The sequence below is a fragment of the Sphingobium aquiterrae genome, assembly GCF_037154135.1.
Lineage (GTDB): Bacteria > Pseudomonadota > Alphaproteobacteria > Sphingomonadales > Sphingomonadaceae > Sphingobium > Sphingobium aquiterrae.
The window spans coordinates 1-13,513 of sequence record NZ_JBANFL010000005.1 but is presented as its reverse complement, the minus strand read 5'-3'; the positions used below and the strand labels follow the sequence as shown (position 1 = coordinate 13,513).

At 65.4% G+C, this 13,513-nt stretch carries 7 protein-coding genes; 4 read left to right on the top strand and 3 right to left on the bottom strand.

The window, feature by feature from the left end; genetic code table 11:
• Positions 1-77: 77 nt before the first annotated feature.
• Both WFP78_RS06580 and WFP78_RS06575 read right to left on the bottom strand, forming a co-directional pair.
• Complete coding sequence (locus WFP78_RS06580) at positions 78-1,319, bottom strand: hypothetical protein (RefSeq protein WP_336959980.1); 1,242 nt, start codon at positions 1,317-1,319, stop codon at positions 78-80.
• A gap of 116 nt (positions 1,320-1,435) precedes the next feature.
• Positions 1,436-3,661: a glycoside hydrolase family 31 protein gene (locus WFP78_RS06575; RefSeq protein WP_336959978.1), complete on the bottom strand. Its 2,226-nt coding sequence runs from the start codon at positions 3,659-3,661 to the stop codon at positions 1,436-1,438.
• A 202-nt stretch (positions 3,662-3,863) separates the two neighbouring features.
• Between WFP78_RS06575 and WFP78_RS06570 the strand changes: the two genes are divergently transcribed.
• From WFP78_RS06570 to WFP78_RS06555, 4 genes are all read left to right on the top strand, one after another.
• Entirely contained in the window at positions 3,864-5,408 is a 1,545-nt protein-coding gene (locus WFP78_RS06570) for a hypothetical protein (protein WP_336959976.1), read from the top strand.
• Between the two features lie 11 nt (positions 5,409-5,419).
• Positions 5,420-7,705 carry a S9 family peptidase gene (locus tag WFP78_RS06565; RefSeq protein WP_336959974.1) on the top strand — a complete coding sequence of 762 codons (2,286 nt, stop codon included), beginning with the start codon at positions 5,420-5,422 and terminating at the stop codon, positions 7,703-7,705.
• Positions 7,706-8,129: 424 nt separating this feature from the next.
• A complete protein-coding gene (locus WFP78_RS06560) occupies positions 8,130-11,192 on the top strand; it encodes a TonB-dependent receptor domain-containing protein (RefSeq protein ID WP_336959972.1) in 3,063 nt (1,020 codons plus the stop codon).
• A 154-nt stretch (positions 11,193-11,346) separates the two neighbouring features.
• Positions 11,347-13,125 carry a DUF885 domain-containing protein gene (locus tag WFP78_RS06555; protein WP_336959970.1) on the top strand — a complete coding sequence of 593 codons (1,779 nt, stop codon included), beginning with the start codon at positions 11,347-11,349 and terminating at the stop codon, positions 13,123-13,125.
• A 55-nt stretch (positions 13,126-13,180) separates the two neighbouring features.
• Here the strand turns inward: WFP78_RS06555 and WFP78_RS06550 are convergent.
• The coding region (locus tag WFP78_RS06550; RefSeq protein WP_336959969.1) for a hypothetical protein at positions 13,181-13,513 on the bottom strand (333 nt) is incomplete at its 5' end.

Genomic DNA, 13,513 nt, shown 5'->3' with positions numbered 1-13,513 from the left:
TCCGATGGCATCGGACCGGCCGCTCCATGCTTTCGATGTGAGGCATCTGCTTAATCCGCGTCCCGCCGCCCGTGCATTCAGGGATTCGGGCGGCGGCGGGCGGTGATGATCGTGTCGATCTCATCGGTGCGCGGGTTGATGAAGTCCAGGCGCACGCGTCCGTCGGCGGTCATCTTCACCGTCGCGGGCACCGAGCTGTTGGTGAGGACCCATCCGGCCGGCAGCACCACGGCATTGGCGGGTCGGCCGAAAGCGCGGTGCCACAGCAGTTCGCCGTTCTGGAGCAGATAGCGCGCGGGATCGGTGTAGGTCTCCGCGATCCGCAGGCGCATGCTTTCCCCCGGCTTCACCGGCGGGAAGTGGAACAGCACCGCCATGCTATCGGGCATGATGCCGCTCATGCGCGGCGCGGCCTTCCGGATGGCCTCTCCCCTGAGCAGTTCGCCCGGTAACGCCGCGCCCGTGTCGATGTTGCGGGCCGATGGATCGGAAACGGTGCTGCCGGCGCGGACCAGGTTGACATAGGTCGACACGCCCGGGCGCGTTTCCGTATAATCATGCGTCAGGCTGAAGCTGTGTGTTTCCGGCGCGTTCAGATCATAGACGATCTTGCGGTCCTGATGCGCGCGCTCGTCGAATTCCTTCACCATTGCGGATGGGCCACCCGCGCCGAAGCCGGGGACGGGGCGCGCCTTGACGATCAGCGGGGAGGGGGCGGCGCTGTCGTTCCAGAAGGCGATCCTGATGCGGCCGTCGGGCTCCTGCAGCACTTGCGAAGGCGTGTTGACGGAGACCAGCTCATATCCCTTGGGCAGCACCACCGCGTTGCGCTTGTTGCCCAGCAGCCGATCGAAGACGATCATGTCGCCATCGCTATAATAGCTCTTTGCGTCTTCGTAGGTCTTGTCGATCAGCACCCGGCCCTCGCCGCCGTCGGCGGGGACGGGGCGGGCAAGCCTGACCTCGATATATTGGCTGTCGGGCGCCGCCCCGCGCACGCCGCCGGCCCTGGCGGCGGGGCCGTCGACCACGCCGAATTTCAGCGGCTTGCCGGTCGCGCGGTCGATGACGCTTTCTTCGGTGGCGGTGCTGCCCGGCCGGATCGGGTTGTAATAGGCTGTCGCGCCCGGCGTGATGGCGGTGATCTCATAGACGATGCGGAAGCTGTGGGTGCCGGGCGCCAGCAGCTCATAACGGGTATAGGCATCGGCCTCGCGGTTCTGCGCCAGCGCCGCCGGGGATGCGCCGCCGAGCATGGCGAGCATGGCGAGCATGATGAGCGGTGCCGCACCGGTGGCCATGCCGAAATCCCTGCCCATCTCCTGTCTCCTCATCCGTCGGCTTCTGTCAGAACATCGTCCATGGCGCCGGGCGCCATGGGTTGCGGGCAGGGCGGGGATCGGCATCCCGCGCTTTTCCACCAACGCGCTTTCCCTCAAAGCGTGATGGTGGCCGATCTGCCGTCGAATGACAGCGGGCGGGTGCCTTCCTGCCCCGCCATCCGCACCGCGAACGTCCGTCGCGCCGGCGTGCCATGGCCACGCGTCACGCGAAGCGTCCGTGCGGCGTCCGACCAGTGCAGCTCGATCCGGCTGAAGGCCCCCTTGGCATAGGCGAAGCTGTCGCCGTCATCCTCATAGATGGTGGCGGTGCCGTCCGCGCCCGGATGCACCACCAGCGTCGTCGGCTGGCTCGTGCGCTCGCCGCTGTGCTGGCGGACGGGATCGAGCGGCAGGACAGCGCCGGCCCGGACATAGACGGGCATGGTGGCCAGATCGACAGGGCGCGTCACCTCGCGCCCGCCCTCCAGCGCCTCGCCGGTCCAGTGATCGTACCAGCGGCCGCGCGGCAGGTAGAGCGTCCGCGCGGTTGCGCCCTTCTCCACCACCGGCGCCACCAGAAGGTCGGCGCCGAACAGATACTGGTCGCCGCGCGCCACCGCCTGCGGATCGTCGGGGAAGTGCAGCCACATCGCGCGGATGATCGGCATGCCGGTCGTCACGCTCTCATGCGTGGCGGTGTAGAGATAGGGCAGCAGCCGGTAGCGCAGCTCCAGATAACGGCGGCAGATCGGCTCGATCCGGTCGTCCTTCAGGCTGGCGGGATCGGGCTGCCATTTGGGCGTTTCGGCATAGCCGCGCTCGCCCTTGGTGAAGCCCCATGGCATGTGCATCCGCCAGTCGCGGCCATGGCTGCGGAACAGCGGGTTGAAGGCGGCGAACTGGAACCAGCGGGCGAACAGCTCCCCGGAATATTCCTCGGTCGGCACGAAGCCGCCGATGTCGGTGCCCCAATAGGGGATTCCGCTCAGCCCGGTGTTGACGGCGATGGGCACATGGTTGGCCAGCGTCTCCCATCGGCTCTCGACATCCCCCGACCACAGGAAGGACGCAAAGCGCTGCATGCCCGCAAAGCCGTTGCGGTGAAGCGCATAGACGCGCCTGCCCGGCCGCCAGAGCTGCTGGCCCTCGAAATACATGCGGTTGCGCGCAAGCCGCGAGGGCGGATCGAGCCCGTCGCCCTGATCGGGCCACCAGCCGTCGATGCCGAGGTCGGCGAGCGGCTTGTGATGGGGCCAGTAGCAGCTCACCTGCCGGTCCGGCGGCCAGCTGCCATCGGGCAGGCGGCCGCTGGGCAGCGGCGGCGCTGTGCATGGATCGGTGACGCCGCCCGTCATCCGCTTGCCCTCGATCACGACATGCAGGACGACCTTGAAGCCCTCGTCGTGCAGCGCCTTGATCGCCTTGGGCGGATCGGGGAACGCCTTGGCGTTCCAGCCGAACTCGCCATTGTCGGTGTTCCACCCGCTGGGGCAGAAGCCGGTGCCGAGGTAGATCATCGCATCGCACGGCAGCTTGCGTTCGCGGAATTCGCGCGCTTCGGCCAATATTTCCTCCGGCGTGCCGAGCGTGCGGTGCGACTGCTGATAGCCGAGCGACCAGAGCGGCGGCATCTGGGGATAGCCGGTGATCTCGGCATAGGCGCGCAGGAGCCCGGCGGGGTCGCGGTCCACCGCCAGGAACAGGTCGATGGGCTCCTCCGGCCGTGTCGGCAGGAAGCGCCCCTCGCTGCCCGACAGGTCGAACGCGCCGACGGGCTGGTGGACGAACATCGCCCAACCCTCCGTGCCGACCAGCCACTGGATCGGCACGCGGGCGCCGTGGGTGCGCAGCTTGTAGCCGCCCTGGCCGCTCCGCATCACGTCGACATTGCCGCGCCGGTCGAAACCCGGACCGCCTTGCCCCATGCCGAGCAGCGGCGCATGGCCGAGCCGGAAGTCGAGCGCGCCTTCTTCCCAGCGCAACTCCTGAACGGTCGTGCCGGCCGCATCCGCGATGCGGATCGACAGCGGCGTGGGCTGCAACGTCAGCGACAGGCCCGCGCAGGCGATCTGCTGGTCGGGCTCGATCGCGCGCAGCTTTGCCTGCGGGGCGGGCCAGGCGCGTTCGGCCAGCGATCCGGTGGGGACGGGCTCCTGGGCGATGCCGTCCACGATCGGCAGCAGGCTGATGCGGATCAGCCCGGGCGCGATCGCCGCCAGCCGCAACTCGACCGGGCCGCTGTCCAGCGCCAGCGCCCGGGCCGGGCCCTTTGCCGCCAGCAGGGCGCTTCCGAGCGCGAGCGCCTTCAGCCCTTCGCGGCGCGTGAGCGGCTCAGTCATGCGCGCGCATAGCCTGGATGCATGGCCACGGGCGGGCACCGGCGATGGGGGGCGTGGCGGGGCGCAGGAACTGCCCGCAGCCGCTGATTATCTCGTCCGTGATGGGGGTCATGAGAGTTCCTGTTTTTTGAGAACCGAACGTCTGGACTAATCTTGTAGACTGTATACGATGATGAGTCGGGGTCAAGGGGGGTAAAACCGCATGAGCGACGACAGCGATCTGCCAAGGCCAACGCGCCGCGATCTGCTTGCCGCGGCCGGGGCATTTGCCATGGCCGGCATGTCGGGGCAGGCGTCTGCGCAGGTGCCCGATCACCCGGCGCCCCATCGCCCGGCACCCCTGCCCAGGGGCGAGGGGAAACCGCTGGTGGCGATCCAGATCGGCGGGCGTTCCTTTGTCGACGAAGGCGTGGAGCGCTGTCTCGACACGCTGCAGGCGACAGCGGGCATCAACACGATCATGGCGGCGGTGTTCACCTATGGCGGCGGTCTGGCCGGGCGCCAGGGCAGGAGCCAGCCGCTGCCCGACCATGGCGTGCAGGAATATGACCAGGTCCATGGCGGCAGCTACGCCGCGATCCATCCCGAATTCTACGAAGGTTCGGTGATACGCGACATCCGCGCGCCCGAACTGGGCAGCTTCGACATCCTCGGCGACGTGATCCCCGCCGCCAAGGCGCGCGGCATGAAGACCTATGCGCTGTTCGAGGAGAATTACAATCCGCGCCTGATCCCGAATTTCGAGAAGATCGCGGAGGTCGACCTGTTCGGCCGCGTCGGCCGCAGCAGCTGTTTCAACAACCCGAATTTCCGCAGCTTCATCGCCTCGATGGTGGCGGATTGGGTGAGCAGCAACGATATCGACGGGCTGATGTGGGAATCGGAGCGGCAGGGCCCGTTCAACAGCGCGCTCGGCATCCATTTCGGCGATGCCGCGCTCCGCCGGTCCAACATCGCTTGCTTCTGCGAACATTGCACGAGCAAGGCGCGCGAACTGGGGATCGACGCCCGTCGCGCGCGGGAGGGCTATCTGGCGCTCGACGGCTGGGTGAAGCGGGTATTGGCGGCGCCGCGCGGCGCGGACGGCGCGTTCGTGCCGTTCTGGCGCATCCTGCTCGATTATCCCGAAATCCTCGCCTGGCACCGCTTCTGGGGCGCGAGCCAGGAGGAGGCATATGGGCTGATCTACGGCACCGCCAAGCGCATCAGACCGACCATCCAGGTCGGCTGGCACATCATGCACCTCGTCACGATGAGCCCCTTCTACCAGGCGGATGTGGATTATGCGCGGCTGCTGCCATTCGCCGATTTCCTCAAGCCCTGTCCCTATAATAATTGCGCCGGCCCGCGGCTCGCCGAATATGTGCGCAACACCCAGGCCACGCTCTTCCGCGACATGACGCCCGAGCAGGTGCTCGACATGACCTATCGCATGATGGGGCTCACCGGCGAGGCGTCGCTCGACAAATTGCCGACGGCCGGCCTTTCGGCCAATTCGGTGGCCGTGGAGACGCGGCGCGCCATCGCCGATGTGGGCGGCGCGGTCCCCATCTATCCGGGCATCGACATCGATATTCCGACCGGCCGCGATCAGAAGCGGACGCGGCCGCAGGATGTGAAGGCGGCGACCGGCGCCGCGCTCGATGCGGGCGCGGCCGGTGTCATTCTCTCGCGCAAATATGCCGAGATGCGGCTGACCAACCTTGCCGGCGCGGGCGCGGCCCTGCGCGAACGGCATCTGATATGAGGGGCGTTTCGATGCGGATGACAGTTGCGGTTCTGCTGGGCCTGATCGCGGCACCGGCGATGGCGGACGTGACGGCGGTGCAGATCGAGCGATCGGTGCATCTTCGTGAGGATTGGCAATATCTCACCCGCGATGTCGCCGATCCCGCCACCTTCACCAGCGAGGGCAAGCTGCTCTACCGCAAGACGGTGGAGGGCGGCTTCGCCTTCGTCGTCTACGATCCCGCCACCGGCGCCAGGGCGCCGGCGATCGACCAGGCCCGTGTCGCCGCCGCGCTCGGCAAGGCGACGAACGAGAAGATCGCGCCGCTTCGCCTGCCGTTCCAGCGTTTCGACTTCGCCGATGGCGGCAAGGCGATCCAGTTCCAGATGGATGAGGTGCAATGGCGCTGCACGCTCACCGACTATATGTGCGGCAAGGCGCCGCGCCGACGCCAGGCGAGGGGCTTTGGCGTGGTGCGCGATCTGGACATCCCCGCCGACAATCATCCGCGCCGGTCCCCTGATGGCAAATGGGAGGCGCATGTCGAGAATTTCAACATCGCCGTCCGCCCGATCGGCGGCATGTGGAAACGCATCAGCAGCGATGGGTCCGACGGCAATTTCTACGATCCTGAATCGATCGCCTGGTCGCCGGATTCGCAGAAGCTCGCCGCCTATCGCGTGCGGCCGGGCTTCCATCGGATCGTCTACAAGGTCCGTTCCTCCCCCGCCGACCAGGTCCAGCCCGAACTGACGACCCAGCTCTATCCCAAGCCGGGCGACGCGGTGGACATCGACACGCCCGTGCTGTTCCATGTCGCCGAGGCCAGAGCACTGCCGATCGCCGCCGGCCTGTTCGACAATCCCTACGACATGTCCGCGCTGGCATGGAGCAAGGACAGCGCGACCCTCTCCTTCGTCTACGAGCAGCGCGGGCACCAGCTGGCGCGGATCGTGCAGGTGGATGCGCAGACGGGTGTTCCCCATGCGGCGGTGACGGAGGCCGCCAGGACCTTCGTCAACGAAGGCCGCCGCTTCCGCCATGATCTCGACAATGGCCGCGGGATCATCTGGATGTCCGAACGCGACGGGTGGAACCATCTATATCTGTTCGACGGCCGCAGCGGCAAGGTGACGCGCCAGATCACGCGCGGCCCCTGGGTGGTGCGCGACGTGCTCAAGGTGGATGAGGGCAAGCGCCAGATCTATTTCACCGCCAGCGGCATGCGGGCGGGGGAAGACCCCTATTTCCAGCATTTCTATCGGGTGGATTTCGATGGCAGCCACCTGACTGCGCTGACCACGGTCGACGCCTATCACGACGTGGCGCTGTCGCCCGACATGGCGACCTATGTGGACACCTATTCGCGTGTCGACCTTCCGCCGGTTTCGGAACTGCACCGCAGCAGCGACGGCGCGCTGATCGCGACGATCGAAAAGGGCGATATCTCGCGCTTGCTGGCCGCGGGCTTCAAGGCGCCCGAGCCGTTCATCGCCAAGGGGCGTGACGGCAAGACCGATATCTACGGGCTGATCGTGCGGCCCCGTGACTTCGATCCGGTGAAGACATATCCGGTGATCGAGAATATCTACGCCGGCCCGCATTCCAGCTTCGTGCCGAAGACATGGTGGCCATTTGGCTATCATGGCGGTGGCGATAAGGTGATCGGCATGCAGAGCCTGGCCGATCTGGGCTTCATCGTCGTGCAGATCGACGGCATGGGGACGCTCAACCGGTCAAAGGCGTTCCACGATGTCGCCTGGAAGAACATCGCCGACGCGGGCTTTCCCGATCGCATCCTGTGGCACAAGGCGGCGGCCGCCAAATATCCATGGTATGATATCGGCAAGGTCGGCATCTATGGCGGTTCGGCGGGTGGGCAGGACACGCTGCTCGGCCTTCTCTTCCATCCCGAATTCTACAAGGTCGGGGTGGCGTTCGCCGGCTGCTACGACAATCGCATGGACAAGATAAGCTGGAACGAACAGTGGATGGGCTGGCCCGTCGACGCAAGCTATTCGGCCTCGTCCGGCGTCGACAATGCCTGGCGGCTGCAGGGCAAGTTGCTGATGATCGTCGGCGAACTCGATTCCAACGTGGACCCGTCCTCCACCTTCCAGGTGGCCGATGCGCTCATCAAGGCGGGCAAGGTGTTCGACCTGCTGGTCGTGCCGGGCGAGGGGCATGCGGCGGGGCGCTCGACCGGCCCGATCGACTATGGCCAGCGCAAGCAGTTCGATTTCTTCCTGCATAACCTTGCCGGTCAGGAAACGCCCAACTGGAATGAAAAGCCGGTGGCGCCGCCGGCCTTCTGACAGCCGGTTTCGCCGCTTCTGGAATATTGCGGCGATTGCCTTGAAATAATCATGGGTTGCGTGATGGTCAGAATCTCTCCGGAAAAGCATCCGGAAATCTGACCGCAGAATATAGATGATGATGACAGAGTTTATAGCCGCTCCCGCGCTTCCGGGGCGCTGATGGCGTTTGCCTTCGCAAGGCGCAATTTGGTCTTCGCAGGCATAGAGAAAAGAGGAGGTCTGTGCGCGATGCCCCCTCCGGGAATCCTGATCTTCATCTGAGGAAGATGCTTTCGCGCGAAATCGAAAGAGAAGCTATTTTTGTCTTGTGCGACTCCAGATAATATGCACCGTATACGATATTCTAACGAGTAAGGTGCCGGAGACAATTCCGGAGACAATTGAAGGGTTCAGGACGGATCAACATCAACGGGGGAAAATCATGACCGAGAAGCTGACGAGGCAAGCCCTGCTCTGTACGACGATGATCGTAACGGGCCTTATCGCCGCCACACCCGCACGCTCGCAAACGACCCCGCCGCCCGAAAGCGTCGGCGCGACGGCGTCTGACAGTGACTCCATCGTCGTCACCGGCTCCCGTATCCAACGACCTGACCTGACCGTCGCCAGCCCGGTGGCCGTGATCGGCCAGGAGGAGATTGCGCTCCGGCAACCCGGCACGGCGGAAGACCTGCTTCGTGACCTGCCGTCGGTACGGCCGGCGACCGGGCCGGGTGCCAACAATGGCGCCAATGGATCGTCTACGGTGGATCTGCGTGGCATCGGCGACAACCGCACGCTGGTGTTGCTCGATGGGCGGCGGATCGTCCCCTACAGCCTCAACGGCGTCACGGACCTCAACACCATTCCCCCCGGATTGATCGAGCGGGTGGACGTGGTGACGGGCGGCGCATCGTCGGTCTATGGCGCGGATGCGGTGGCCGGCGTGGTCAACTTCATTACCCGCCGCAATTTCAGCGGGGTCAATCTCGACAGCAGCTATCGCATCACGGAACGGGGCGATACGCCTCAATTCCGCGTCAACGCCCTGTTCGGCGCCAATTTCGACGGCGGGAAAGGCAATGCGGTCCTGGGGCTTGGCTATCTGAAGCGCCAGCCGCTTTTCGCTTTCGACCGGTCGATCGGCGAGATCCCGCGCAGTTCCGCCAACGGGCTGTTCAACGGTTCGCAAAATACCGCGCCGATCCTGTTCACCAGCCCATCGCCGACCGCGCTCGGCCTGGGGGCAGGCAGCCTGGGCAGCGTGCTCGATCCCGCCACGGGCTCGCTCCGCATCGCCAACCAGGGCGATACCTATAATTCCAACGATCTGAGCTATTATCAGACGCCGCTGCAACGCTTCAGCGCCTATGCCGCCGCGCATTACGAGGTGGCGGACGGCGTCGACCTCTATTCGAGCGCCATGTTCAGCCGGAACGAAGCGGTCACGTCGATCGCGCCGAGCGGCACCTTCCAGAACATCTACCAGCTTCCCCTGAGCAATGCCTATCTGCCGACGGGCGTGCGCAACCAGCTTTGCAACGCCATCGACACCAATCCCGGCGTCGCCGGCATCCAGCCGCTCAGCGCCGCCCAGTGCGCCGCCGCCGCCACGGCCGCGCCCGGCAGCGCCAATTATCGCGAAATCGCAATTCTCGGGCAGCGCCGCTTCGTGGAGTTCGGGCCGCGGGTGAATGCGATCGACGCCAACCAGTTCCAGCTTCAGATCGGTGCCCGGGGCGACGTCCTGTCGAACCTGCATTATGACGTGTCCGCGCAATATGGCGAGACCAGCCAGTTCAACCTCTATGACGGCTGGGGTTCGAACACCCGTCTCCAGCAGGCGATCCGCTCCTATCGCAACCCGGCCGGCACGCCGACATGCAACGATCCGTCCTTCAGCTGCGTGCCGATCAACCTGTTCGGCCCCGCAGGCACGATCACGCCGGAAATGGCGCGCTTCATCGATCTCGATGCGCAGGTGCGGCGCAAGGTGCAGCTGACGGTGGTCAGCGGCAATATCGGCGGCGACCTGTTCGGCCTTACCAGCCCCTTCGCGGAAAAGCCGCTCGCCTTCTCGGTGGGCGCCGAATATCGCAAGCTGGTCGCGATCGCGCAGCCCGATGCCAATCTGCAGATCCAGAACGAGGTGCTGGGCACCGGCTCGCCGGTCACGCCCGACCGTGGCGAGATCACCGTGAAGGAGGCATTTGGCGAGCTGATTGCGCCGCTCGTGGTGAAAAAGCCCTTCTTCTATAACCTGCAGCTTGAGGCAGGCGTCCGCTATTCCGACTATAATACAACGGGCGGCAGCCTGACGTGGAAGGCCGGCGGCAGCTACGAGCCGTTCCAGGGCTTCAAGTTCCGCGGCATGTATCAGGTCGCGGTGCGCTCGCCGAACATCAGCGAGCTTTATGCCTCGCCGGTGCAGGGCCTTGCGAACCGGGCGACCGATCCCTGCCAGGGATCGCTCCCCGTGGCCAATCCTGCCCTGGCCGCGCTGTGCGTGGCGACCGGCGCGTCTGCGAGCACGATCGGCTCGATCCCGACGCCGTCGGCGGGGCAGGTGAACACCACCACCGCGGGCAATGCGAACCTCGATGTGGAGCGCGCCCGCACCTATACACTGGGCCTGGTGCTGACCCCGCCCCAGGTTCCGCGTCTCTCGGTGACGCTGGACTATTTCCATATCAAGATCCGCGACGCGATCTCCTCGCCCACGGTCGGCAACATCCTGGATGGCTGCTATTCGACCGCGCTGAACCCGCAGCTGAGCTTCAACCAGTTCTGCGCGCTGATCGGCCGCAATCCGCTGACCGGCGGCCTCAACGGCACGGGCGAGACAAGCGGCGCGCGGCTGCTCACGTCCAATCAGGGCGTGATCGAGACGGCGGGCCTGGACCTTGGCGTCTCCTATCGCTTCGACCTGTCGGACTTTGGCCTGAAAGGCGATCCGGGGTCCCTGCGGCTGAGCTTCAACGGCACCTATCTGGATTATTACCGCTTCCAGGCTTCGCCCGTTTCGATCAACCGGGATTGCACCGGCTATTACAGCAACGACTGCGGCAACCCTCGCGCCCGCTTGAAGTGGAACATGCGCGCGAGCTACACGCTCGGCCCGGCGGACCTGTCGCTGCTCTGGACGCATATCAGCCGGGTGCGGATCGAGCCCTTCCAGGCGACCGCGATCACCCCGCTCAGCACGCCGCAGACGGGCGGCCCCAACCCGACCGCCACCAGCTTCGGCACGGTGATCTACAATGGCGTCACCTATACCAATGTCCCGACAAACGGCATTTTCGAGCCGTACCGGCAGATCAAGGCATTCGATTATTTCGACCTGTCGACCACCGTGCATGTGAACCCCAATTTCGAGGTCGGGCTGCTTGTCGACAATCTGCTCGACCGCGATCCGCCGCAGGCCGCGGGCGTGGGGGTCAACATCCCGGTGATCTACGACGTGCTGGGCCGCACCTATACGATTTCGGCGCGGATCAAATTCTAGAGCATTTTCCGGTCGGGTGGAAACGCCGTTCGGCGCGGCCAATCCCCTGACGGCTCGGGACATGCGGCACATCGAACGATGCGACGACACATGATTGGAGCGCGCGGCGGTCGCCGTTGCCCGGCGGCCGCCCTGCAGATGATGGGAGAAAGAGATGCGCGCGAAGACAGCGAAGACAGGATTTCTGATGGCTACGGTGGCGCTGGGTCTCGCCTTTGCCACCCCGGCGCGGGCGGACGATCTGTCCAGCGTGCTGCACGATTTCGAGACCGGGCCGGCCGCGCAGACTGCGAGCCGGCCGGGCATGCCGGCATGGCCCGACGCCAGCCCGGCGGGGGTTGCCCGGCGCAAGGCCGCGCTGCTCAGCCTCAAGGAACGGTTGCGCACGCTGCCTGTGGCGGGCCTGTCGGATCAGGAAGACCTCACCCGCACGCTGCTCACCCGCAATATCGACGTGGCGCTGGAGGGCATCGGTTTTGACGATGAGCGCATTCCCTTCACCGGCGGCGAAGGCTTCTACACCCGGCCGAACGGCGCCGCGCGCAACGTCATCATCCATGACAAGGCGGAAGCGGAGCGCTGGATCGCGCGGCTGGAGGCCTTGCCCGCTTATTATGCGCAGGCGATCGCCAACATGCGGCGCGGCATCGCCACCGATTTCATGCAGCCCAAGCTGGTGACGCGCATCGCGATCTCGACCGCCCGGATCATCGCCGACACGCCCGCCGAGACCGATCCGCTGATGATCCCGCTGCAGAAACTGCCGCCCGCGATCGACGCGGGCGAGGCGCAGGCGCTGCGCGGGCGCGCGCTCGACGTGTTGCGCACGAAGGTCAAGCCGGCGCAACGCGAGCTGGTCGCCTTTTTCGAGAAGGATTATCTGCCGCGCGCCCGCGACAGCATCGGTGCCAGCGGGATGAAGGGCGGCGACGCCTATTATGCCTTCCTCGTCCGCAAGTTCACCACCACCGATCTCACGCCGGAGCAGGTGCATCAGATCGGCCTTGCCGAGGTGAAGCGCATCCGCGGCGAAATGAACGCCGCCATGGCCGAGATGGGGTTCAAGGGCAACCTGCAGCAATTCCTCGCCTTCCTGCCGACCCAGCAGCAATATCTCGCCAAGAGCAACGAAGATTATATGGAAAAGGCGGGCGAGATCCTGAAGCGGATCGATCATGAGCTGCCGCGCTGGTTCGGCAAGCTGCCGCGCCTCACCTATGGCATCCAGATCAAGGCGCCCGATCAGGCCAACTCTTCCGGCGCATATTATCGCGGCGATCCGCAGCTGGGCATTGCCGGCACGGTGATGACGGGGCGGAACCTGACCGGCTATCCCCTCTACAACCTGCCGGCCTGGCTGCTGCATGAGGGTGTGCCCGGCCACCATCTGCAGATCGCGCTGGGGCAGGAGCGAACCGATCTGCCCGCCTTCCGCCGCGCCGACAGCATCACCCCCTTCGTCGAGGGCTGGGCGCTCTATTCCGAGCGGCTTGGCGGCGAGATGGGGATTTATCGCAACCCCTATGAACGGTTCGGCCGCCTTGCTTTCGAGATCTGGCGCGCCTGTCGCCTGGTGATCGACACCGGCATGCATGCCAAGGGCTGGACCCGCGACCAGGGGGTGGCGTGCCTGAAGGACAATACCTCACTGTCGCAGCGGAGCATCGACAATGAGGTCGATCGCTATATCGGCTGGCCGGGGCAGGCGCTGGCCTACAAGATGGGCGAACTCAAGATTTCCGAGATCAGGCGGCGCGCGGAGCAGGCATTGGGCCCGCGCTTCGATATCCGCGCCTTCCATGATGCGCTGATCGGCGACGGTCCGCTGCCGCTGGCGGTGCTGGACGAGCGGATGGACAAGTGGATCGCGGCGCAGAAGCTGAAACCGGCGGCGGCGCCAGTGACGGAGAGCGAGGGGGAGGCGCAGCCATGAAGGGGGTTAAAGCGGGCCTGGGCAGGACGGCAAGGCCGGGTCGCGACCGAACGTTTCACGGCCCCGACCACCGCGTCGGGCGATAGCCGTCATGCGTGATGACGATCGGGGTTGCATCCATCTTCGGTGCTAAATTGTTTTCCAATTCAAACATATACGATATATGAAATATGGGTCGGTCGAGATGAAGGGCGACGGATCTGGTCATTCCTCCTTGGGTCGTTGGTAAGGAAAAAGGCCCCGGAAACAGCCATCCAGGGAAGGTGGCGGCCGGGCAGTGGATTTTATGCTGCGGAGCGAAGGACGTCATCGAAATGAAGACCGTATGAGCCTGATAATCCGAACCCTGTCCGAACAGTTGGTGAGCCTGGTGCGGGACCGTATTTTG